Annotated in this window: 23 protein-coding genes; 11 read left to right on the top strand and 12 right to left on the bottom strand. The window is 69.7% G+C overall.

Translation table 11 applies throughout. The features are described 5' to 3' along the window. Nucleotides 1–34: 34 nt before the first annotated feature. The 3 genes from glpX (at nt 35) to WJM96_RS09080 (ending at nt 3750) form a co-directional block, all read left to right on the top strand. Nucleotides 35–1033, top strand: a complete 999-nt coding sequence (glpX, locus tag WJM96_RS09090) for a class II fructose-bisphosphatase (protein ID WP_424812154.1) — start codon at nt 35–37, stop codon at nt 1031–1033. Beyond that, nucleotides 1033–2802 (top strand): single-stranded-DNA-specific exonuclease RecJ, encoded by a 1770-nt coding sequence (gene recJ / locus WJM96_RS09085; RefSeq protein WP_424812153.1) that lies wholly within the window; start codon nt 1033–1035, stop codon nt 2800–2802. The genes glpX and recJ overlap by 1 nt, the downstream gene beginning before the upstream one ends. Nucleotides 2803–3168: 366 nt before the next feature. After that, nucleotides 3169–3750: a hypothetical protein gene (locus WJM96_RS09080; protein ID WP_424812152.1), complete on the top strand. Its 582-nt coding sequence runs from the start codon at nt 3169–3171 to the stop codon at nt 3748–3750. Between the two features lie 3 nt (nt 3751–3753). Here the strand turns inward: WJM96_RS09080 and WJM96_RS09075 are convergent, their stop codons facing one another. Further along, the gene (locus WJM96_RS09075; RefSeq protein WP_424812151.1) at nt 3754–4575 is read right to left on the bottom strand and encodes a sulfite exporter TauE/SafE family protein; all 822 of its coding nucleotides are present in this window, start codon (nt 4573–4575) and stop codon (nt 3754–3756) included. Between the two features lie 165 nt (nt 4576–4740). Between WJM96_RS09075 and WJM96_RS09070 the strand changes: the two genes are divergently transcribed. The 3 genes from WJM96_RS09070 to WJM96_RS09060 are packed head-to-tail and all read left to right on the top strand — an operon-like array spanning nt 4741 to nt 6659. Continuing rightward, complete coding sequence (locus WJM96_RS09070) at nt 4741–5448, top strand: aspartate/glutamate racemase family protein (protein ID WP_424812150.1); 708 nt, start codon at nt 4741–4743, stop codon at nt 5446–5448. Nucleotides 5449–5477: 29 nt separating this feature from the next. Further along, nucleotides 5478–5855: a cupin domain-containing protein gene (locus WJM96_RS09065; RefSeq protein ID WP_424812149.1), complete on the top strand. Its 378-nt coding sequence runs from the start codon at nt 5478–5480 to the stop codon at nt 5853–5855. A gap of 39 nt (nt 5856–5894) precedes the next feature. Next, on the top strand, nt 5895–6659 hold the full coding sequence (locus WJM96_RS09060) for a DUF4239 domain-containing protein (protein ID WP_424812148.1): 765 nt from the start codon (nt 5895–5897) through the stop codon (nt 6657–6659). Here WJM96_RS09060 and WJM96_RS09055 read toward each other — a convergent pair. After that, the gene (locus WJM96_RS09055; protein WP_424812147.1) at nt 6649–7521 is read right to left on the bottom strand and encodes a helix-turn-helix domain-containing protein; all 873 of its coding nucleotides are present in this window, start codon (nt 7519–7521) and stop codon (nt 6649–6651) included. The genes WJM96_RS09060 and WJM96_RS09055 overlap by 11 nt on opposite strands. 171 nt (nt 7522–7692) lie before the next feature. Here WJM96_RS09055 and WJM96_RS09050 point away from each other — a divergent pair, with 171 nt between their 5' ends. Further along, nucleotides 7693–8856, top strand: coding sequence for an amidohydrolase (locus WJM96_RS09050; protein WP_424812146.1), 1164 nt, complete (start codon nt 7693–7695; stop codon nt 8854–8856). A 2-nt stretch (nt 8857–8858) separates the two neighbouring features. Continuing rightward, entirely contained in the window at nt 8859–9464 is a 606-nt protein-coding gene (locus WJM96_RS09045) for a cysteine dioxygenase (RefSeq protein ID WP_424812145.1), read from the top strand. Between the two features lie 211 nt (nt 9465–9675). On the opposite strand, the gene WJM96_RS09040 is transcribed toward WJM96_RS09045, so the two are convergent. The 6 genes from WJM96_RS09040 to WJM96_RS09015 form a co-directional block, all read right to left on the bottom strand. Next, nucleotides 9676–10488 (bottom strand): CHAP domain-containing protein, encoded by an 813-nt coding sequence (locus WJM96_RS09040; RefSeq protein ID WP_424812144.1) that lies wholly within the window; start codon nt 10486–10488, stop codon nt 9676–9678. A gap of 373 nt (nt 10489–10861) precedes the next feature. Beyond that, entirely contained in the window at nt 10862–11212 is a 351-nt protein-coding gene (locus WJM96_RS09035; RefSeq protein ID WP_424812143.1) for a RidA family protein, read from the bottom strand. 40 nt (nt 11213–11252) lie between these two features. Next, entirely contained in the window at nt 11253–12233 is a 981-nt protein-coding gene (locus tag WJM96_RS09030; protein ID WP_424812142.1) for a Gfo/Idh/MocA family protein, read from the bottom strand. Between the two features lie 24 nt (nt 12234–12257). Further along, on the bottom strand, nt 12258–13493 hold the full coding sequence (locus tag WJM96_RS09025) for an MFS transporter (protein ID WP_424813087.1): 1236 nt from the start codon (nt 13491–13493) through the stop codon (nt 12258–12260). A gap of 1 nt (nt 13494) precedes the next feature. Beyond that, nucleotides 13495–13899, bottom strand: a complete 405-nt coding sequence (locus WJM96_RS09020; RefSeq protein WP_424812141.1) for a hypothetical protein — start codon at nt 13897–13899, stop codon at nt 13495–13497. Between the two features lie 13 nt (nt 13900–13912). Continuing rightward, entirely contained in the window at nt 13913–14392 is a 480-nt protein-coding gene (locus WJM96_RS09015) for a hypothetical protein (protein WP_424812140.1), read from the bottom strand. A gap of 248 nt (nt 14393–14640) precedes the next feature. Here WJM96_RS09015 and bla point away from each other — a divergent pair, with 248 nt between their 5' ends. The 3 genes from bla to WJM96_RS09000 are packed head-to-tail and all read left to right on the top strand — an operon-like array spanning nt 14641 to nt 18014. Next, a complete protein-coding gene (gene bla / locus WJM96_RS09010) occupies nt 14641–15480 on the top strand; it encodes a class A beta-lactamase (RefSeq protein WP_424812139.1) in 840 nt (279 codons plus the stop codon). 25 nt (nt 15481–15505) lie between these two features. Beyond that, a complete protein-coding gene (locus WJM96_RS09005; RefSeq protein ID WP_424812138.1) occupies nt 15506–16789 on the top strand; it encodes an amidase in 1284 nt (427 codons plus the stop codon). Then, a complete protein-coding gene (locus WJM96_RS09000) occupies nt 16782–18014 on the top strand; it encodes a flavin-dependent oxidoreductase (protein WP_424812137.1) in 1233 nt (410 codons plus the stop codon). Before WJM96_RS09005 ends, WJM96_RS09000 begins: the two co-directional genes overlap by 8 nt. On the opposite strand, the gene WJM96_RS08995 is transcribed toward WJM96_RS09000, so the two are convergent. The 4 genes from WJM96_RS08995 to WJM96_RS08980 are packed head-to-tail and all read right to left on the bottom strand — an operon-like array spanning nt 17983 to nt 22762. Continuing rightward, the gene (locus WJM96_RS08995; RefSeq protein WP_424812136.1) at nt 17983–19413 is read right to left on the bottom strand and encodes a UdgX family uracil-DNA binding protein; all 1431 of its coding nucleotides are present in this window, start codon (nt 19411–19413) and stop codon (nt 17983–17985) included. The two genes, WJM96_RS09000 and WJM96_RS08995, sit on opposite strands and share 32 nt — an antisense overlap. Beyond that, nucleotides 19410–20621, bottom strand: a complete 1212-nt coding sequence (locus WJM96_RS08990; protein WP_424812135.1) for a putative DNA modification/repair radical SAM protein — start codon at nt 20619–20621, stop codon at nt 19410–19412. Before WJM96_RS08990 ends, WJM96_RS08995 begins: the two co-directional genes overlap by 4 nt. A 60-nt stretch (nt 20622–20681) precedes the next feature. Further along, on the bottom strand, nt 20682–21560 hold the full coding sequence (gene ypfJ, locus WJM96_RS08985) for a KPN_02809 family neutral zinc metallopeptidase (protein ID WP_424812134.1): 879 nt from the start codon (nt 21558–21560) through the stop codon (nt 20682–20684). A gap of 20 nt (nt 21561–21580) precedes the next feature. Beyond that, complete coding sequence (locus tag WJM96_RS08980) at nt 21581–22762, bottom strand: acetyl-CoA acetyltransferase (protein WP_424812133.1); 1182 nt, start codon at nt 22760–22762, stop codon at nt 21581–21583. Nucleotides 22763–22889 lie beyond the last annotated feature (127 nt).

Raw genomic sequence — 22889 nt, 5'->3', positions numbered from 1 at the left:
CGGTCATCCCGCTTTAGAGAGGGACCAGACAGAGATGAGCGACACCGAGACGAGGCCCTCCACGATCGTGGACCGCAACCTGGCGCTGGAGCTGGTGCGCGTCACCGAGGCCGCCGCGCTGGCCGCCAGCTCCTGGGTGGGCAAGGGCGACAAGAACGCCGCTGACGGCGCCGCCGTGGAAGCCATGCGCCATGCCTTCGATTCCGTCGCGATCCACGGCACGGTCGTGATCGGCGAAGGTGAGATGGACGAGGCGCCGATGCTCTATATCGGCGAGAAGGTCGGGCTCTACGCCAAGACCGGCGGCGGCATGCTGGCGGATATCGCGGTGGACCCGCTGGAGGGCACCACGCTCACCGCCAAGGGCGGGCCGAACGCGATGGCCGTCGTCGCGCTCGCGGCGCGCGGGGGCTTCCTGCATGCGCCCGACGTCTACATGGACAAGATCGCCATCGGTCCGGGCTATCCCGAGGGCACGATCGACATCGACCGCAGCCCGGCGGAGAACCTTGCGGCGCTGGCCAAGGCCAAGGGCGTTTCCGTCGGCGAGTTGACGGTTTGCGTGCTGGACCGCGACCGGCACAAGGACATCATCCGTGCCTGCCGCCAGGCGGGCGCGCGGCTGAACCTCATTCCGGATGGTGACGTCTACGGCGTCGTGGCCTGCGCCCAGCCGGAGACCGGCATCGACATGTATCTCGGGTGGGGCGGCGCGCCGGAGGGCGTGCTGGCCGCGGCCGCGCTGCGCTGCATCGGCGGCCAGATGCAGGGCCGCCTCATCTTCGAGGAAGAGGCCCAGATCGTCCGTGCCAAGGAGATGGGCATCGACGACCCGAACAAGGTCTACACCATGTCGGACATGGCCTCGGGCGAAGTGATGTTCGCTGCGACCGGCGTCACCAGCGGCCCGATGCTGCGCGGGGTCCGCCTGGTGCCCGGCGGCGCCATCACCCATTCCATTGTGATGCGCAGCAAGACCGGCACGGTCCGCTACGTCGAGGGTCGCCACAACTTCAAGCTGAAACCGGTCTGATGGAGACCGCGCTCGGCGTCGAGCGCAGCCTGACGGGGCGTCGCTGGGTCTGGCGACAGGGCGAGCCCCGGCTCGCCGCCGCATTGTCCCAGCAGCTGGCCTTGCCCGAGATGGTCGGACGGCTGCTGGCGGCGCGAGAGGTTTCGGTCGAGGCGGCGACGTCCTTCCTGGAGCCGACGCTGCGCGCGCTCCTGCCCGATCCGTCCGTGCTGCTGGATATGGACGCCGCCTGCGAGCGTCTGGCCGATGCGGCGCAGCGCGAGGAGACGGTCGCTGTCTTCGCTGACTACGACGTGGATGGTGCCTGCGCCGGCGCCCTGATGGTGGACGCCCTGCGCGCGCTAGGGTGCCGGGCCGCGGCCTATGTGCCGGACCGGCTCGCCGAGGGGTATGGCCCCAATGCGCCCGCCATCACGCGGCTGATGGATGGGGGCGCGACGCTCATCGTCTGCGTGGATTGCGGCATCTCGGCGCATGAGGCGCTTGCGGCGGCTTCGGGCCGGGCCGATGTCGTGGTGCTGGATCACCACAAGGCCGAGGGGCCGCCGCCGCGCGTCGTCGCGGCGGTCAACCCGAACCGGCTGGATTGCGGCTCCGGCCTGCGGCAGCTCTGCGCGGCGGGCGTAGCCTTCCTGGCAGCGGTCGGCATGCAGCGCACCCTTCGCAGGCGCGGCTTCTTCGCCCAGCGGCCCGAGCCCGACCTGCGCGTGCTGCTGGATCTCGTGGCGTTGGCGACGGTCTGCGACGTGGTGCCGCTGATCGGGGTGAACCGCGCGCTGGTGCAGCAGGGGCTTCGTTGCATGGGCCGCCGGGAGCGGCCTGGTTTGGCGGCGCTGCTGGAGCTCTCCGGCGTCCGGGATGCGCCGAGCGCCCATACGCTCGGCTTCGTGCTGGGGCCGCGGATCAATGCCGGCGGCCGGATCTCCGTTCCCGATCTCGGCCTGCGCCTGCTGCTCGAACGTGATCCCATCGAGGCGCGCGCGATGGCCGAGCGGCTGGATGCCGTGAATCGCAAGCGGCAGGAGGTCGAGGCCGGGGTGCTGGCCGCCGCCATGCGCCAGGCCGAGGAGCAGATCGCGGCCGGCCACGCCGTTCTCCTGCTTCATGATGAGGGTTGGCACCCGGGCGTCGTCGGCATCGTGGCGGGGCGCGTGAGGGAGCGGTTCAATCGCCCGGCCTGCGTCGCCGGGTTTGAGAATGGGCTGGGGAAGGGATCAGGGCGCTCGGTGCCGGGCCTCGACCTCGGTGCGGCGGTGATCGCCGCGCGGCAGTCGGGCATGCTCGTCGCGGGCGGAGGCCACGCCATGGCGGCGGGATTTACGATCGAGGCCGGGCGGCTGCCCGAACTCCATGCTCATCTGGACGAGCGCCTGTCAGCGGCCGCGACGCTGCCCGGGGCCGCCGAACTGGTGGTCGAAGGCTCGCTGAACCCTCGCGGAGCGACGGTCGAGCTGGCTGAAAGCATCGGGCGCCTCGCGCCCTTCGGCGCCGGGAATGACGAGCCGGTCTTCGCGCTGCTGCGCGCGCGTGTGGTGAAGGCCAGCCGTGTGGGCAAGGAGGGCGCGACCGTCCGGGCTTTCATCGAGGGCGAGGATGGCGGGCGGCTCAAGGCCATCTGCTTCCGCGCGAAGGACGGTCCCCTGGCGGACGCGCTGCTCACCCCAGGCGGCGGCCCGTTGCTGCTTTCCGGGCATCTCAGGGCCGAGAGCTGGAACGAGCAGACGAGCGCCGCCTTCTTCATTTCGGACGCGGCGCCCGCCCGTCCGTGAGGCGAGGCGCGTTGTCTATGTGGTTCATTTTAAAGATTAATATGAGGAAGAACTTGATTTCTGACTTCAATGATGACGGGCAATACAGTAATTATATTGGATAATTTTGCAGACCTCTAAAAACACACTATATTCCTTGATGCTATATTCTGAAAAAATTTCCGAACCTCCTGATAAACCTTGATTATTTATGATCGATCGACAAATATCGAGCATAAGTTGTAAGCGCGATATCAGGAGATCGTTATGGTTGCATCAGTTCGCCGACCATCGGAGCAGTTGGACCAGCTCGTTCGCCAGAATCTAGGAAATTGGCCTCAGAGGCCCCCTGGCCTTGAGCCCTCCGTCAAGCAGCCCGGGATCTGGTTGCGCGCCCGGCCCGACATCGAGCGCAAGGGCACCCAGCCCTATCTGAAGTTCCCAGGCGCGAACCGCCTCAAGACGCTTCCCGACGGCCTCTATCTGCATTTCAGCGGCAAGGGGGAGGAGCCCTATGTGGACATCCTCAGCATCGAGGCCTGCAGCACATATCAGAACCTCCTCGACAAGCGGTCCCGCTTCGCGCCCAGCACGGGCTCGCTGCTGGCCGTCTGTCCGGTGGAGTGGCTGATGCAGCCCGGCCTGCCCGGCAACAACATTCCCCGCTGGCGCCTGATCCGCATGCTGCGCAAGGAGCCGAAGGAGCCGCTGGTCCTGCCGGTCCGGGATTCCCGCGTTCTCTTCGCCCTCAAGCAGCAACACTACCAGGGCTTCATCGCCAGCCAGACGGCCCATCCGCATGAGTTCTTCTGCCCCATGGATGTCCTGACGGACGCCGAAGGGCCGAAGAATCCGGCGCTGCGCGCGCTTCTCGCGCGCGCCGCCATCGCGTCCAACTTCATGGATATTCCCGAGGAGCGGCGCGGCAGCCGCACCGCGCGCACCAGCCTCGTCTTCCGGCCGAACTGAGGCTCAGAAGAAGAGGGAGTAGAACATCCGCAGGCTCGTGAAGGCCAGGAAGACCGCGAAGGCCCGCTTGAGCAGCGTCGGGCTGATGCTGTGGGCGAGCGAAACGCCCCACGGCGTCGCCAGGATCGAGCCAGGGACGATCAGCGCGAAGCCGATCAGGTTGACCCAGCCGAGCGAGTAGGGCGGCCGGCCATCGGCGCCGATCCCCATCAGGATCAGCCCGATGGTCGCCGGGATGGAGATGATGATCCCGAAGGCCGATGAGGTCGCGACCGCCGAGCGGATGGGCGTGCCGAACATGCCCAGCACCGGCACCCCGACGGTCCCGCCGCCGATGCCCATCATGGCGCTGATGGCGCCGATCGCGATCCCGATCACCTGGCGAAGAATGCCGAAGGGCATGCTGTCGCGAATGCGGAACGCGACGTCCGTGAAGCCCATGTTGATCGCGACCAGCAGCGCGACCGTCGCGAAGACGAGGGTCAGCCCCGGCCCCTTCAGCACGACGGCCAGCGCCGTGCCGATGAGCACGCCCACGAAGATCGGCAGCGCCAAGCTCTTCAGCAGGGGCATGTCGATCGCGCCCTTGGCCCAATGCTTGCGCGCCGAGACGATGGAGGTCGGGATGATCGTGGCCAGCGAGGTCGCAACAGCCACCTTCATCTGCGTCGCCGTCGGCACGTCGAAGAGCGGCAGGATGTAAAAGAGCACGGGCACGATCACGATTCCGCCGCCGACCCCGAAAAGCCCAGCCAGAAGGCCCGAGAGGAGCCCCGTCGCCCCCATCGCAGCCGCCAGTCCGGCCAGCCACAGCCAATGATCCATCTAACTCCGCCCTTTCAGGGATTCGCACGGCCGCCGGCAGGTGGTCGTTCCGCCCTCAGTGCCATAGCTTCCGCCTCACGGCGTGTCATCCCCGAGGGCGGCGACATTGCTGCCCGCGCCACGGCGGCCTACTCAACCCTCACTGGTCCATGAGAGGTTGTTTCGATGAGGATGCTGGGTGTGCTGGGCGGCATGGGACCGCTCGCCTCGGCCGAGTTCATGCGTCAGCTCACGCTGCTCACGCCCGCCGCCCGGGACCAGGATCATGTCCCGGCCGTGCTCTGGTCCGACCCCCGCGTGCCCGACCGCACCGAGGCGCGCGTCCATGGCGGCGAGGATCCGCTGCCCGCCCTCCTGCGCGGGATTCGGGCGCTGGAGGCGGCAGGCTGCGGCGCCATCGCCATTCCCTGCAACACGGCCCATGGCTGGTACGCCCAGATGCAGGCGGCGACCGACCGGCCGATCCTGCATATCGTGGACGCCGCGGCGGCGGCGCTCCGGCGGCTCGGCATCACGGGTCCCGTCGGGCTTATGGGTACGACGGGAACGCTCGCGATGCGCCTCTACCAGGAGCGCCTGGGCGTGGAATGCCTCACGCCCGATGCCGAGACCCAGGCCAGCCTCGTCATGCCGGCCGTGGCCTTGGTGAAGGCGAACCGCGTCGCCGAGGCCTATGCGCCGCTGGCCGAAGTCGCCCGCGGCCTGCGCGCGCGTGGGGCGGCCGCCGTGGTCCTGGGCTGCACGGAAATTCCGCTCGGCATCGCCGCCGGGCCGGAGCTGGAGTTCCCTGTCGTGGACACCATCGCGGCCCTGGCGCTGGCCTCCATCGGCTGGGCCCGGGCGGAGCTTGCCGGGGCGGCGCCCGGCAGCTAACCCTCGGTCCAAACGGAAGGAATGTCCCGATGAGCCAACAGGCCGAAGAGTTCTTCAACATCGCCAACGAGGCCCAGGGCCTCGCGCGCGAGCTCGCGCCCGGCGTCACCACCCGCATTTTCCCCGGCGAGCAGGCCATGCTCTCCGTCGTCACCATCGCGCCGAACGGGCAGGGCACCATGCACAGCCATCCTGAGGAGCAATGGGGCCTCCTGCTGGAAGGCAGCGCCATCCGGATCCAGGGCGGCGAGGAGATCGCCGTCTCCAAGGGCGACTTCTGGCGCACGCCCGGCGGTGTGCCCCACACGATGAAGGCGGGTCCGGAGGGGTGCAAGGTCCTCGACGTGTTTGCGCCCCCGCGGGAGGCATATCGCCGTGCGGGGAAGGGCTTCGCCTCCGCCACTTAGACTCTTCGCGCCGCCATCCCGTCATGCCAGCCTGCGCGCATGAGCGCTTGGCTGGTCCTGACGCTGGCGGTGATAGGCTCCGCCCTCGGCGGATGCCTGGTCTATACGCTGGCGCGTCTCGTCATGCCCGGCGATCCCAAGGTCGCCGATCTCGCGAACCTCGTCATCGTGCGCGTCGGCATCATCCACGCGCTGATCGTCGCGCTGGCCTTCGCCGAGGTGAAGACGAACGAGCTGCACGCCCGCCGCGTCGTGGCGGAGGAGGCGGTGACGGTCTCCGATACCTTCTACGACCTGGAGCGCTACGACCTGCACGCGACCGACGCGCTTCAGCGCGCGGTCGTGCGCTACGCGAGCGATGTGGTGCGGCATGATTGGCCCTCGCTCGCTGCCACGGGCCGCATCAGCGCGGCGGCGTGGGCGAGTTGGTCACATATCCTGAACGGCGCGCTGGACCTTCAGCCCGAAGGCAGCCGGCAGGAGCTGATTCACAAGCGGCTCATCGCCAACATCTACCAGCTCGAGGACCAGCGGCAGCGCCGGGAACTCGACGCGCAGGCGGACCTGCACCCGGTCTTCTGGGTGGCCTCGGTGGTCGGCCTGATCATCATGTGCGCCTGCCTAGGCACCTATCCGCCCAGGCGCTCGACCTACCTCATGATTGCGGTCTTCGCCGGCTTCACCGGCGCCGTGGTCTACCTGGCCTACGACGTGACGACGCCCTTCGCGGGGTTGTGGATCATCCAGCCCTCGGCGCTGCTGGAGTTCCTGCAGCGCCCGGATATCCAGGCTCTCAGCGGCTGAGGCGCACCAGCTCGCGGATGCGCGCGGCGGCTTCCGTGCCCTTCAGCGCATCCCGCCACATGGTCTCGGCGACGCGCTGGTGAATGGCCACTGCTTCCTCCGCCGCCGTGACGCCGGCCACGCCCGTGGCCGTCAGGGGAGGGGTATCGGCCGGGATCGGCGAGGTGACGACATGGGCGCGGTCGCGCCCCCGCAGGATCATGAAGGGCGCGGCGGGCTGGGTGCCGGCGGCGAGCCCGATCTGCAGGCCGATGGGTACGCTCTCCATCAGGTCGGCGACGGCCTCGGCCTCTTGCTGGGCGGCGATGCGGGCACGGGTCCGGGTCGCCTCGGGGATGTTCAGCCCGGGCGCGACGCCCTCGGCCAGGAAGTTGCGGAGCATCCCCTCGCTGAGGACCGCGATCACGGTCGGCCGCTTCTGGTTGTAGAGCCGCTTCCGCGCGGACAGGGCGCCGAGACCCTGCTCGATCTGCGAGACGGCGGCTGCGCGGTCCGGGCCCGGCGGGACCGACTGGGTCCAGGCCTCGGCCAGCGCACCCTCGAGGGCCTCGCCGCTGATGGGCCAGTGGAAGGCGCCGCCGACCAGGAGAATCTGGTCCGCCTGCTCCTCCAGGCCGCGCAGGCGTTCCTGGAAGGCGGCCGGGCGGGCGAAATACTCGATTCCGATCCCGAGCAGGGAAAGCGGCGAAACCTTCAGCAGTTCAGCCAGCCGGCGGATGGTTTCGAGCTTGATGACCTCGCCCTTCTCGTAGCGGTAGAGGGCGGCGCGCGACACGCCCAGCCGGGCGGCAATCTCCTCGGCCCGCATGCCGGATTCCATACGGTAGGCACGGAGCTGTTGCCCGATGTCAGCGAACTTCATGGAAACCCTTTCAGCCCAGTTCCAGCCAAGGGCTGCAACCATAGGGTGGTAATGCTTTCAAGATACAACCCAGCTTCCCGAGATTAACAATCGCCGCACAAGACGCAATTCCAAAATCGGGACGAAGCGGGAGTCTTACCCCGGGTGCCGATTCGGGACTAGGGTAGGTGCATGGATACCGAGCTCCACGCATCCCTGACCCACTGGCGACGTCACCTTCATGCCCATCCCGGCCTGACGCTGGATGAGGGGGAAACCGCGGCCTTTGTGGTGGAGAAGCTGAAATCCCTGGGCGTGACGGAGATCGAGACCGGCATCGGCGGCCACGGCGTGGTCGCCACGCTCCGCCGCCAGGCGACGGGTGCCGGAGGCAATCGTAGCGTGGGCCTCCGCGCCGACATGGACGCATTGCCCATCCAGGAGGTGAACGAGTCTCTCCCTCATCGGAGCCTCAAGCCGGGCGTCATGCATGCCTGCGGACATGATGGTCACACCGCGGCCCTGCTGGGCGCGGCCGCGCTGCTTCAGGCCGACCAGGAATGGGCCGGCACCGTGCGCCTCGTCTTCCAGCCGGCGGAGGAGGGCGGTGGCGGCGCCCGCAAGATGATCGCGGACGGGCTGTTCAGCCGCTTTCCGATGGACCGGATCTTCGGCTGGCATAACTGGCCGGGGCTCGATGCCGGCACTGTGGCGGTGCACGGCGGGGCCGTGATGGCCGCGGGTGCCCGCTTCGACATTACCTTCGACGGCCATGCCGGCCACGCCGCGCTGCCGCACCTCACCAAGGACCCGATGATCGGCGCTGGCCACGCGATCGTGGCACTGCAATCCATCGTCTCCCGCGACGTGGACCCCATGAAGTCGGGCGTCGTCAGCATCACGGTCGCGACCTCCGGCGAGGCGCAGAACCAGGTTCCGGCCCGCGCCGTCATCAAGGGAACGGCGCGCTGGCTCGATCCGGCGGTGGGCGACCTGATCGAGACCCGCATGCGCGAGATCGTCCAGGGCCTGGCCGTCGCCTTCGGCCTGACGGGCGTGGTCAATTTCAACCGCGGCGTGCCGGTCACCATGAACCACAAGGCCGACGCGGACATCGCGGCGGCCGCGGCGGGCACGGTCACCCAAGTGCGCCTGGACATGCTGCCCGCCATGACGGGTGAGGATTTCTCCTGGTTCCTGGAGGAAGTCCCCGGCGCCTTCGTCTGGATCGGCAACGGTCCTGCCGAGGGCGGGCGGGAGCTGCACAACCCGCACTACGATTTCAACGACGACATCCTGCCCCAGGCCAGCGGCTTTCTCGCCGCCGTGGCGAAGAGGGCTCTCAGCGAGGTCTGACCATGGGCATCACCCGCCTCCGTGCGTTCATCCAGGACATGACCCGCCTGGCCGGCGAACAGCCGTCCGAGGCCCGCTGGCTGGAGGAGGGAGGCGCCTTGCTCAAGTCCCTCGTCTCGAACGACGACTGGCTGCCCGACGCCCTGGCCGAGCCGGGCCCGACCTACCGGCAGTACCTGCTGCATTGCGACCCGCTGGAGCGCTTCAGCGTGGTGAGCTTCGTCTGGGGCATCGGCCAGCGCACGCCGATCCACAATCACAAGGTCTGGGGCCTAGTCGGCATGCTGCGCGGCGCCGAGGTCAGCGTCACCATGCACCCCGAGCCCGGCCGGCCCATGCGATCCGGCCAGGTCGACCACCTGACCCCCGGCGAGGTGGTGGGCGTCGGCTCCGGCGAGGAGGACATCCACTGGGTCGAGAACGCGATTCCCGACCGGCCGTCCATCTCGATCCACGTCTATGGCGGCAATATCGGCGCCATCGAGCGCCACACCTTCGATCCCGCGACCAGCGAGCGGAAGCGCTTCGTCTCGGGCTACACGAATGTCGAGGTGCCGAACCTGTGGGATCGTTCGGCGGAGATCCGTGAGGCGCGACCGGCTCACTGAGCCGCCGCCTTACTATCTTACTATCTTACCCGTGCCTCGCCGGTGCGCGGGCGCAGGACGGGCGTTGATACGCAGACCCTAGCGCCCCGGGCGCCGTGGCGGAATCGCCGAGGCGGCGGAACAGACCCCTGAAAACAGAAGAGGCGTGATCCCGGGGTGGGGATCACGCCTCTTATGCATTCCGGGTCAGGGCGGCCGAAGCCGCGCCGCCTCAGCGGGAGGTCGGACGGGCCGAGGCCACGCGGATCGGCGCGCGCGAGGTGGTGCGGGCGCTCGTGGCGGCCTGCTGGCGGGCCGAGCTCGCCGCGCGGGCGCGGTTGCTGGAGGCCGGCGCCGGCTGGTGCTGCGAAGTCGCGGGGCGGCGCGTGCGGGTCGTGCGCCGCTCGCTCTGATAGGAGTAGGAGACCAGTCGGGCGCGCGGGGCGTCATCGGCATCGGCGAAGCTGCTGCTCGCCGGCGCGTTGTGGATGAAGCCATCGGTCGGATACTCGCGCCCGAAGGTGCTGCTGTCGTAGCCGACCTGCACGCGCACGCGCGTCCAGGAATTGTCGGAGGAGACATCGATCACGCGGACATTGTGCATCACGCTGCCGCGGCGGATGCCCGGGCCGCCCCAATTGGCGTGGTCGATCTCGATCATGCGGGGCTGCACGACGCGGGAGACGACCGCCACATGGCCGGAGCGCATGCCGCCCGATCCCGGGAAGGACAGGATGGAGCCCACGCGCGGGCGCTGGCCGCGGGCGTAGCGGCCGGCGGAGTTCTCCCACCAGTCGCGGCCATTGCCCGAAATCTCCATGCCGGTGATCGAGCGGGCGTAGGGAACGCAGGAGATGCCGCCCCAGCTGCCGCCGCTCTGCCGGCCCGCCTGCTGACGGCCCGGGCGATGCGCGCCGGTGCGGGTGAGGGAGGTGGAGGAACGCGCTTCGGTGCGGCTGTCGCTTCTGGCGGCTTCGGCCTGCTGACTGAACGGCGCAAGGGCCAGAAGCAGACACAACGACAGTTTGGCGACCCTACGGCGCATTCAAAGCCCTCCGATTCCCCCCAACCCCAGGGCGGATGTGAAGGGCGTATCGGCCAGGGTTGCATGCGACAACCCGAGAACCCGTCATATGGCGTAACTGGCCGTGATTTCCCCATACGGGACCCGCATGGCGGCTGAAATCAGGAAGATGATCCCAGGAAGCCCAGCGCCGGGGCCAGATGCCACAGTGTTGCGGCGCTACCGCCACAGTGATTCTACGTAGTCCCATCCGCGTGGGCCGCATGACAGGACTGCAAAAGCCTCCCATAGAAAGAGGCTATGGAATGAAAAATCGCGCCGGAACGGATTGTCCCGGCGCGATCCTGTCGGAATACGCCCCAGCCGATCCGGCGGGGCGAATCGTTTGCGAACGTTACTTGCAGGCCGTGACCATGATTTCCACGAGATGGCGCGGATCGGCCATGTTCGCCTGCACGCAGGCGCGCGCCGGGCGGCCGGCATCGCCCAGCCACTCCACCCACACCTTGTTCATGGCGTCCCGGTCGCGGATGTCCTTCAGCCAGATCTGGGCCTGCAGCAGGCGCGTGTTGTCCGTGCCGTTCTGCTCCAGAAGGTCGTTGATCTTCGCGACCACCTGCTTCGTCTGGCCCGTGATGTCCTGGCTCAGGTCGTCGGCGGTGATGCCCGCGCAGAAGACGAAGTTGTGGTACTCGACCGCGCTGCTGAGGATCTGGTTGCTGTTGGTCCGGTTGATCTTGCTCATATCTCGATCGCTCCTGTGACGGGGAAGTCGGTGTAACTGACTAGGCTGGGACCGCATAGGCGCTGCCCGAGGCGGCGGCGCCGATCATGCTCTCGAAGACCGCGACGCCGTGGATGGCCTCGTCCAGCGGCAGCGGATAGGCGGGCCCGCCGGCGACCGCCGCCGCGAAGGCCTCGAGTTCCGCGCGCTCGATGTCGACGGGATCGAAGTCCCGCGTCCATTCCTCGCCGCCCTCGCGGGCGCGGAAGAAGAGCTGCTCGTGCCCGCGCATCTCCATGAGCCCGTCCGAGCCGAAGAGGGCGCACCGCCAGTAGCGCGTGGCCGCGCCCAGCGTCGCGAAGGTGCAGGTCGCGCCGCTCTCCAGGGTGGCGAGCATGGCGGTCGTGTCGTCGATGGTATCCAGCACCCGCGCCTTGCTCAGCACGCGCACGTCGCGGAAGCGGCCGGCGAGGTTGATGATCATGTCGACCATGTGGATGCCCATGCCGCCCATGCCGCCGAGCGGGCTTTCCTCGCGGTCCGCGCGCCAGCCGCCGGGGACGAAAGTGAACCCGCCAGGGCCGGAGAACTGGCCCTCCACATGCAGCAGCGTGCCGAGCTTGCCGGAGGCGAGGATGGACTTCATCTCCGCCACCAGCGGCAGGAAGCGCCGGTTGTGGCCGAGCGCCATGACGACGCCGGCCTTCTGGCAGGCGGCCACGGCGGCGGCCGCGCTGGCCTGGCTGAGCGTGAAGGGCTTCTCGACGAAGACGTGCTTGCCGGCGGCCGCGGCGGCGATCACCTGCTCGGCATGCTGGGCGTGCGGCGTGGCCAGCACGACGGCGCCGATGGAGCGGTCGGCCAGGATGGGCGCCAGGCTCTCATGCAGGGTGATGCCCTTGCTGGCGGCGTAGTCGCGCGCCTTCTCCGGCGTGCCGGTGCAGCCCGCGACGAAGCGGATGCCGCTGGCATTGTTTCCCTGCACGCTGTCCACCAGCGTGCGTCCCCAGCGGCCCATTCCGATGATGGCGGCATCGAGCATCGCAAAACTCCTAGAGGCGCAATTTCAGGTCGGATTTTCCAATTGTCTGGCCCAGCCGCGCATCCGTGTCACGCCCCAGCCTGTGACAAGCAGGCCCAGGCATGCGGCAACCACGGTCGGCCAGCGCATCCCGAAGACCTCGCCGGTTGCGCCGATGACCACGGCACCCATCGCCGGGCAGGCCCGGGTGATGAGGCCCCAGAGCGAGAGCGTGCGCCCCCGCATGCGCGTCAGCGCCGCCGACTGCGCCAGCGTCTGCACCGAGATGCCGTGCGCGGAGGCGCAGGCGCCGTAGAGCGCGCCGCAAAGGATCGCGAGCGGGAAGAAGCCGGTCGCGACGAAGGCCAACGCCACCACCGCCTGCACGCCCACCGCCAGCACCGCGATGCGCGTCGTGCCCACGATCCGCCCGCGCGAGGCGACCCACAGCCCGCCGATCAGCGCGCCGACGCCGATCGAGGCTGTCAGCAATGCGAGCCCGCCCGCGCCCTGATGGAATAGCCGCTCCACGAAGGGGGGCAGCACTTCCTGGATGCCGCGCAGCAGGATCGCCGAGATGCCGGCGAAGAGGAAAATGGGGCCGATGCCGGGGTGGCCCGCGGCGTAGCGGAGGCCCTCCTTCGTCTCGGCCCAGAGCGAGGCCTCGGGCGCGTGGCCGCGGATATGCTGCGGATCCACCCGCACGAGGGGCAGGGTGAGCGTGGCGGCGAGATAGGCCGCCACGTTGCAGAGGATGACCGGCACCACGCCCCAGGCCGCGATCATCGGCCCGGCGATGCCTGGGCCCAGGAAGCGCGCGACATTGTAGCAGAGCGAGTTGCAGGCCACGGCCGCCGGCAGGTCCGAGACGGGGACGAGCCCCGGCATCATCGCCTGCCGCGCGGGCTGGGCGAAGCTCGCGGCGATGCCGCCGATCAGCTCGAAGCAGATGAGCGGCACGATGGAGATGTGGCCGCTCGCCGTCAGCATGGCCGTGCAGAACGCCTCCGCCGCGATCACGCTCTGCGCGATCATGGTCAGCTTCACACGGTCCATCCGGTCCGCCACCGCGCCCGCGACGGGGCTGAAGATCACGGCGGGCGCGAGGTCGGAGAAGGCGACCAGCCCGACCCAGAAGGCCGAGCCGGTAAGCTGCCAGGCCAGCCACATCACCGCGATGCGGTGCATCCACAGCCCCGTCCAGGAAGTCAGGCTGGCGGTGAAGAAGATCCGGGCGTCGCGATGGGAAAGGGCGCGGAGGACCGCGCCGAAGGGATGCAGGTCAGGAGCCCGACCGGCGTCGGGCCGGGGGCGGCGGCGGCGGGGCGGGGGTGTCGGTCGCCGCGTCCGCCGGCCGGGCGCCGGGCATGCTCTGCTGGGTGTTGAGGCGGATGCATTCCTGGACCTGGCGGTCGAACTGGAAGCTGCGGCCCATCTGATCCGTCACCATGCTGGGGCCGAAGCCCATGGTCTCCGAGCCGAGGCGGGAGGCGCGCTCCTCCTCGCGCATCAGCTGGCCGCGGTCCTGCCGCTGGATGCGGCGGGCCGTTTCCTCGCGGCAGGCCTGGGCGACCTGCGGGTTGGTGCGCTGGGCGTCGCCCGGCCGGGCGGGCTGCACGAGAGTGGGGGTCGGGTTGCTGCAGGCCGCCAGAAGGAGGGCGGGAAGGAGGAAGGCGGCGGCGCGCATATGTCGGCTTTCTTCAGTCGGGCGGATCGGCCCGGGGGAGGGTTCGCGACAACATGGCACGCATCGGCGCATCCTCGAAACGCCCTGTCGCATCCAAAGGCGCGCGGGCGGCGGCGGCGAGCAGGGCAGGGTGGAATTCCGCGCCCTCCGCGCCGATCGCGAACATCCCGCGCGTCCAGGCAGCGCGGCCCAGAAGTTCCACCAGGGCCAGCAGGCGCAGGCAGAGCGCCAGGCCCGGCAGCGAATCGAGGCCGCCATGGCGCGACATCGCCTCGGCCCAGCAGGCCGCATCGGCATCGGTCAGGGCGATCTCGGTGCCGCCGGGAAAGGCGAGCAGCCGGGCAGGGCCCCAGAGGCCAGCCTCGGCCGAGGCACGCGCGACCTCCCAGGCCAGCTCGATCTGGGAGGGCGCGACAGCGGGGAGGTCGGCGAGATGGACGCTCACCTCGTGGCGCATCGCGCCCGACGGGAGCTCGGTGGTGATGATGGACACGGGAGAGATGTCGGGGCGCCGCGCCGGGCCTTCAATGGCCGGCGGCAGAGCTGTCCCCTTCGCTGGCGGAACCAGCACATGCAGCGCGCAGGCGGGAGAGGGACATGGGCTGGATGCCGACGAGTGGCGCGGCACGACGGCTCCCGGAACTCCGGGTCTCGGGCCGCGATTCGCTGCGCCGCAACAGCGGCTCGCCCATTTTCATGCCCCGGTGTAGAATCCGGTCTCGCAACGGAGGAATCGATCGCATGCTCGCTCGCCGACCCTTCCTGATGGGTGCCGCCGCTGCGGGTGTGGCGCGCCCCGCCTTCGCGGCGGATGCGCTGACGGCGCTGGAGCAGCGCAGCGGCGGGAAGCTCGGCGTCTTCGCGGTGGAATCGCGCTCTGGACGGGTCATCGGCCATCGGCAGGATGAGCGTGTGCTGATGTGCAGCACCTTCAAGGCGCTGCTGGCGGGCGCCGTCCTCGCGCGGGTCGATGCGGGCCAGGAGCGCCTGGACCGCCGCGTCCCCATCGCCGAGGGCGACCTGCTGGACTACGCGCCCGCCGTCCGCGCCCATCTGGCCGAGGGGACGATGACGGTCGGGCAGCTTTGCGCGGGAATGGTGGAGCTCAGCGACAATAGCGCGGCCAACCTGCTGCTCGCGACGCTCGACGGACCCGCCGGCCTGACGCGCTTCCTGCGCGGCATCGGCGACCCGCTGACGCGGCTGGACCGGACCGAGCCCGCGCTCAACGTGGCACATGGCGAGCTCGACACCACGACGCCCCGCCGCATCGCCGAGACGCTGCGCGTGCTGCTGCTGGGCGAGGCGCTGCGGCCCGCCTCGCGCGCGCATCTGGAGGGCTGGATGGTCGCGAGCCCCACGGGCCGCGCCCGCCTGCGCGCGGGCCTGCCGGAAGGCTGGCGCGTGGGGGACAAGACCGGCACGGGCGGCAATTGGGCCAATGTCGTCGCCATCATCCACCCGCCCGGCCAGGCGCCTATCCTCGCGGCCTCCTACCTGGAGCTCCCGGGCGCGACGGGCGCGCAGCGCGATGCCGTGCACCGCGAGGTCGGAGCCATCCTGGCCGCCTGGGCAAGATAGGCATTCGGGCCTAGCCTCCGGGGCCATGTCCGATCCCGCGACCCTCTCCGCCACCGCCGCCGCCGCGCAGATCGCCGCCGGCAAGCTTTCCGCCAGCGCCCTTGCCGAGGCGATGCTCTCGCGCATCGGCAAGCGCGAGAAGACGCTGAAGGCCTTTGCGCATCTCAAGCCCGCGCAGATCCGCAAGCAGGCGGAGGCCGTGGATGCCGCGCTGAAGGCAGGGCGGAAGCTGCCGCTGGCGGGGCTGTTCCTGGGCGTGAAGGACGTGCTCGACACCTTCGACCAGCCCTCGCAATACGGCTCGCCCATCTGGGCCGGCCATAAGCCGAAGAGCGACGCCGCCTCGGTCGCGCTGGCGCGGCGGGCGGGCGCGGTGCTGGCCAAGACGCACACCACGGAATTTGCCACGCGCTTCCCGGCGCCGACCACCAATCCGCACCATGCCGGGCACACGCCCGGCGGCTCCTCGGCGGGGTCCGCGGCAGGCGTGGGGGCGGGCGTGCTGCACTTCGCCTACGGAACGCAGACCGCGGGCTCCATCGTGCGCCCGGCCGCCTATTGCGGCGTGGTCGGCTTCAAGCCGAGCTACGGCACCTTCCACCGCGCCGGCATGAAGGTGATGAGCGAGAGCCTGGACACCATCGGCCTCATGGCGCGCGACGTCGCGGACGTGGCCTTCGGCATGACGGCGCTCAGCGGCTTCGATCACACCCCCGCCGAGCCCACGCGCGGCCCGCGCCTCGCGCTGGTCATGGGCCCCACCGCCGCCGACGCGCTGCCCGAGACGCTGGAGCTGATCGAGCGCGTGAGCTTCGCCGCCCGGGCCAAGGGCGCGACCGTCACGCCCGTCACGCTCGGCGCGCCCTTCACCGAGGCCTACAACCTGCACGGCCATGTGATGAACATGGAGAGCGCCGAGGCCATCGGCTGGGAGCTGGACCACGCCCGCGACGGCCTCAGCGATGTTTTGCGCGAGCGCATGGAATGGGCCCTGGCCGAGCCCCGGGCCAAGCTGGCCGAGGGCCGCGCGGCCTTCGCCGCCGCGCAGGCCGCCTTCCCGGGCGCGATCCAGGGCTACGACGCGGTGCTGACGCCCTCCGCCCCCGGCGAGGCGCCGGAGGGGCTGGGCTCCACCGGACAGCCGGTCTTCAACACGCTCTGGACGCTGCTGCACGTGCCGGCGGTGACCATCCCGGCGGGGAAGGGGCCGAAGGGCCTGCCGCTCGGCATCCAGATCGTGACCCGGCGCGGCGAGGACCAGGCGGCGCTGACCTGGGCACAGTGGCTGGCGAGGGCGCTCGATGGCTGAGACCATTCTTCTCGCGGGGGGCGGCATCGGCGGACTGACCGCCGCGCTCTCGCTGCAGGCGGCGGGCTTCGCGCCCGTGGTCTTCGAGGCCGTCCGGGAATTCCGCCCCCTCGGCGTCGGCATCAACCTGCTGCCGCACGCGGTGCGCGAGCTGACGGAGCTCGGCCTGGCCGAGCGCCTGCCCGCCATCGGCGTCGCGACGCGCGAGCTGCGCTATGTCAGCGCCCATGGCCAGGAAATCTGGCGCGAGGATCGCGGCCGCGCCGCCGGCTACAACTGGCCGCAATACAGCGTGCACCGCGGCGAGCTGCAGATGATGCTGCTCGATGTCTGCCGCGAGCGCGGCATCCCCGTGCATCCGGGCCGCCGCGTCATCGGCTTCGCTCAGGACGGCGCGAGCGTCACTGCCCGCTTCGCCGAGGGCGGCGAGGCGACGGGCGCCGCCCTTATCGGCGCGGACGGAATCCACTCCGCGATCCGCGCGCATTTCGCGCCGGGCGAGGGCGCGCCCTCCTGGCAAGGTGCCATTCTCTGGCGTGCCACCAGCATCGCAGCGCCGTATCTCACGGGCGCGACCATGGTGCAGGCCGGGCACCACAACCAGAAATTCGTCTGCTACCCCATCGCGCACCTGCCCGACGGCCGCGTGCTGACCAACTGGATCGCGGAGATGAAGGTCGACCCCGCCCAGGGCTTCGACCGCGAGGACTGGAACCGCGAGGCCGACCGCAACCGCTTTCTGCCGCATTACGAGAGCTGGAACTGGGGCTGGCTCGACGTCCCGGGCCTCATCCGCGCGGCGGAGCGTGTCCTCGAATACCCGATGGTGGACCGCGACCCGCTGGAGCGCTGGACGGACGGCCGCGTCACGCTGCTGGGCGATGCGGCGCACCCCATGTACCCGATCGGCTCTAACGGCGCGTCCCAGGCGATCCTGGATGCGCGGCAACTCGCCCTGCACCTCGCGCGGCATGGCGTGCCGGAGGGGCTTCTGGCCTATGAGGAAGCCCGCCGCCCGCCCACCGCGAAGCTGACGCTCGCCAACCGCGCGCTGGGGCCCGACCTGATCCTCGAGGAGGTGCATCGCCGGGCCCCGGGGGGCTTCTCGGATCTGCACGCCGTGATCTCCCGCCAGGAGCTGGAGGAGGTCTCGGCCAACTACAAGAAGCTCGCGGGCTTCGATCCGCGCCTGCTCAATGAGCGCGAGAGCTGGTCCGTGAGCTGACCCACTTCCACGCCGCCGCGAGGTCGTCGCGAAAGCGCTTCGTCTCGTAGGCGCGCGTATCGGGATCCGGCAGGCGCAGCAGCGAGGAAGGGTGCACGGTCACGAACATCGCTCCGCCGCCCTCCATCTCGTGCACCCGGCCGCGCAGGTCCGACAGCCGTTCCCGGCGGCCCGTCAGTGCCGTGACGGCGGTGCGGCCCATGGCGACGACGAGCTTCGGCTTCACCAGCTTCAGCTCCCGGTCCAGCCACCAGCGGCACGCCTCGATCTCGCCGGCATGGGGAGATTGATGGATGCGGCGCTTGCCGCGCTGCTCGAACTTGAAGTGCTTCACGGCATTGGTGACATAGGCCTGGTCGCGCTCGGCGCCGGCCTGCTGCATGGTGCGGTCGAAGAGCTGGCCTGCGGGGCCGACGAAGGGGCGGCCCTGCAGGTCCTCCTGGTCGCCCGGCTGCTCGCCCACGAACATCAGCGCCGCGTGCTCCGGCCCTTCGCCGAAAACGGTCTGGGTGGCATGGCAATGCAGCGGGCAGCGGGTGCAGACCTTCGCCTGTTCGCGCAGCGCGCCGAGGCTGCCTGCCTCGCGCCGCGCCTGCAGCTTCTCGTGGAATGCCGGAGCCTCGCGCATCGCCTGTGCCTCCATCGCGGCCACGCGGGCAGGGGCCTGGGCGATGAGGTCCGGGATCAGGGCCGCCTCGGGCAGGTTGGCCCAGTATTTCCGCGGCATCTCGGACGTCATCGCCTTCACCTTCAGCCGCGCGGGATTGAAGATGCTGGAGTAGTAAGTCAGCCAGAGCGCATCGGTTGGGTCGGACAGGTCGGGCTTGAGCGCCGGCTCCTCGCCGAGAGCGAGTCTGCCCTCGTGGTAGGTCGCGGTGCCGCGCGGCGTCAGGATCATCCAGTCCATGTCGCCGAAGCGGCGCGCGAAGAAGGGCGCCGTCATGCCGACGACATGATGGTCCGGCTCGAACCAGGCGAGGAAGCGGCGGCGCTCGCCGGCCGGAACCTCGCGGAAGCGCAGGAAGGCCATCATCTTGTGCGCGTCGCGGCGCACCTGGCGATCCAGCCCGCGCGCGGCAACCACATCCGGGTCCATCGCATCGTCGAGCAGCCGGCGCTCCACCTGCAGCCGCGCGATGAGGCGGTAGAGCAAGGCGAAACGCGCCGGATCGCTGTGGCAGACCACCGCCTCGGCCAGTTCCAGGAAGGCACGCGGCACGCGGGGCGCTGGCGCGTCGGTCGGCGGGGCAGGGGGCGGCGGCGCCTCGAAGAGGCCGGAGCCACCACGGGCGCGCCACTCCACCTCATGCGGCGCGACGCCGGCCAGCAGCAGGCCGCGCGCGGCGTCCCGCCATTCGGCGAAGTCGGCGGCATGGCGGAGGAGGACGGCGAAGCTCACAGCAGGGCCAGCTGCTCGGCCGGCAGGTGCTCGCGGTCCAGCAGGCGCACGGGCGTCCAGTCGGCGGTGGAGATGAAGGGCCTGGCCTTGCGCAGCGGCACGCGCAGCCGGCCCAGATCCTCCAGCCGGATACGGCGGTGGCGCCGCGCGGCGAGAATGGCGTTCACCGCCTTCACGCCGAGGCCCGGCACGCGCAGCAGCATCGCGCGCTCGGCCCGGTTCACATCGACCGGGAAGCGCTCGCGATGCGCCAGGGCCCAGGCGAGCTTCGGGTCCATGTCGAGGTCGAGCATGCCGTCGGGGCGCGCGGAGGTGATCTCCTCGATGCCGAACTCGTAGAAGCGGAAGAGCCAGTCGGCCTGATAGAGCCGGTGCTCGCGCATCAGGGGCGGCTTGCGCGGCGGCAGCTTCGAGGACGCGTCAGGGATGGGGCTGAAGCCGGAATAGTACACGCGCCGCAGACCGTAATTCCCGTAGAGCTTGCCGCTCGTGGAAAGGATGGTCGCGTCGCTCGCGCCATCGGCGCCCACGATCATCTGCGTGGATTGTCCCGCCGGCGCGAAGCTCGGCGCGCGGCGGCCGCGATGGCTGGTCTCGCCTGCCTCCTCGATATGCGAGCGCAGCGCGCCCATGGCGCCGCGGATGCCGTCCGGCCGCTTCTCCGGCGCGAAATCCGCGAGGCCCGTGTCCGTCGGCAGCTCGATGTTGACGGAGAGACGGTCGGCATAGAGCCCCGCCTCCTCCAGCAGCTGCGGCGAGGCGTCGGGGATGGCCTTGAGGTGAATATAGCCCTGGAAACCGTGCGTGGTGCGGAGCTCCCTCGCCACCCGCAGGATCTGCTCCATCGTGTAGTCCGGCGAGCGGATGATGCCCGAGGAAAGGAACAGTCCCTCGATATAATTGCGCCGGTAGAACTCCACCGTCAGCCAGACGACCTCCTCCGGCGTGAACCGCGCCCGGGCGACGTTGCTGGAGGACCGGTTGATGCAATAGGCGCAGTCGTAGATGCAGAAATTGGTCAGCAGCAGCTTCAGCAGCGAGATGCAGCGGCCGTCCGGCGCATAGGCGTGGCAGATGCCCGAAGCCTCCGTCGAGCCCAGGCCGCCGGGCTTCGCCACCCGCCTCTCGGTGCCGCTCGACGCGCAGGAGGCATCGTATTTCGCGGCGTCGGAGAGGATGGCGAGGCGATCCTGGAGAGAAAGGCGCATGGCCTTTGTTCTCTATATGTTCTTCACCGTCGCCGCAACCCGGAAAAGCGGCGTCACCCGTCAGCGACGGATGCAGCCGCCCGGGTCGCTCGCCGCCATGCCGGTCTTGAAGGCCTGCACGCGCTGGGCGCTGCTGCCATGGGTGAAGCTCTCGGGCACCACCTGGCCGCGGCTCTGCGACTGCAGGCGGTCATCGCCCACGGCGGCCGCGGCGCCGATGCCCGACTGGATGTCGCCATCCTCCAGGATGTTGCGCATCTCGTCCGCCCGGCGCGCCCAATAGCCCGCGAAGCAATCGGCCATCAGCTCCGTGCGGACGGAAATGGCATTCGCTTCGCGCTGGCTGGACTGCTGCTGCGCCTGTTGAGAGCGGGCAAGGATGCCGAGCTGGTTCTGCACATGGTGCCCCACCTCATGCGCGATGACATAGGCGCGGGCGAATTCGCCCGGCGCGCCGAGCCGCTGCGACATCTCGCGGAAGAAGGAGAGGTCGAGATACACGCGCTGATCCACAGGGCAGTAGAAGGGGCCCATCGCCGCCTGGGCCGCGCCGCAGCCCGAACGCACGGCACCGGAGAACAGCACCAGCCGCGGCGCCTCGTAGGTGCGTCCATTGCGACGGAATTCCGCGGTCCAGACATCCTCGGTGCTGGCCAGGACCTGGCTGACGAAGCGGGCCTGGGCATCGTCCTGGGGTGGCGCCGGGGCCGGCCCACGCTGCGCTTCCTGGTAGTTGGAAGACGGTGGAGCACTGCCGTCGAGCCCGGAAAGAACCACCCCCGGATCCACGCCGAAGAGCAGCGACAGCACGATGATGGCGACCAGCCCGAAGCCGCCGATGCCGCCCGCGCGGCCGAGCGGAATCCCGCCCATGCCGCCCCCGCCATAACCCTGACCGCGCCGATCCTCGACGTTCGCGCTCTCGCGCTCATTGTCCATCCGCACGGCGCAAAACCCCCTCAGACCCGTTCGAGAATGCTCACATAGTTGGCGACCGCCGCTCCCCCCATGTTGAACACGCCGGCCCGGTCGGCCTTGGGGAGCTGCATGTCGCCTGCCTCGCCGGTGAGCTGCATGGCGGCGATGGCGTGCATGGAAACGCCCGTCGCCCCGATCGGATGCCCCTTGGCCTTCAATCCGCCCGAACGGTTGATCGGCAGGCGCCCGTCGCGCTGCGTCCAGCCCTCCAGCGCCGCGCGGCTTCCCTGGCCCTCGGGGGTCAGGCCCATCGCCTCGTATTCGAGGAGCTCAGCGATGGTGAAGCAGTCGTGCACCTCGGCGAAGGAGAGGTCGGACAGCGTCATGCCCGCGCGGTCCAGCGCGCGCGCCCAGGCCTCGCGCGGGCCCTCGAACTTGATGATGTCGCGCTTGTCGATGGGCAGGAAGTCGTTGACCTGCGCGGTGGAGCGGAAGCGCACGCCCCGGCGCGCGGCCTTGGCGACATCGCCCTCCGCAATCACGACGGCCGCCGCGCCGTCGGAGACGAGGCTGCAATCGGTGCGCTTCAGCGGGCGCGCGACGTAGGGGTTCTTCTCGCTCTCTTGGCGGCAGAACTCGTAGCCGAGGTCCTTGCGCATCTGCGCGTAGGGGTTGTCGACGCCGTTCTTGTGGTTCTTGGCCGCGATGGCGGCCAGCGCGTCCGAGGCATCGCCATGGCGCTGGAAATAGGCCTCGGCGATGCGGCCGAAGACCCCGGCAAAGCCCGCCTCGATCCCGGACTCGGTCTTGAGGTAGGAGGCCGAGAGCAGGATCTCGCCCACGCGCGGCCCGGGCGTCGAGGTCATCTTCTCCACGCCCACGACCAGCGTGATTTTCCCGCGCTTGGCGGCCAGATAATCGAGCGCACCGTGGATGGCCGCGGTGCCCGTGGCGCAGGCGTTCTCGAAGCGGGTGGCCGGCTTGAAGCGCAGCTCCGGCACGGCCTGGAAGACCAGGGAGGAAGGGAAATCCTGCTGCTGGAAACCGGCATTGAAGGTGCCGAGGAACACGGCGTCGATCTCGTGCGGCTCCAGCCCCGCATCGGCGATGGCCTGGCGCGCGACGAGGCCGATCAGCGCCTCGGCGTCCGGCGCATCTTCGAGCTTTCCGAAGCGGCTATGGGCCCAGCCGATGATGGCGGCGTCGTGCTGTGGGTCGGACATGTGCGGCTCCTCCGTTCGAGGCGAGGATAGGCTGGATTTCGCCCCCCACGAACCCCTTGAATTTCGTTCACGACAACGGGTGCGCCGTCGCATGGCGTCGGAGTCCGCATTTGTGGGGGCGAATTTA

This window comes from Roseococcus sp. YIM B11640 (genome assembly GCF_049727625.1).
Lineage (GTDB): Bacteria > Pseudomonadota > Alphaproteobacteria > Acetobacterales > Acetobacteraceae > Roseococcus.
Note: the sequence above shows the minus strand (reverse complement) of the source record. Positions and strands in the feature narration are given on the sequence as shown.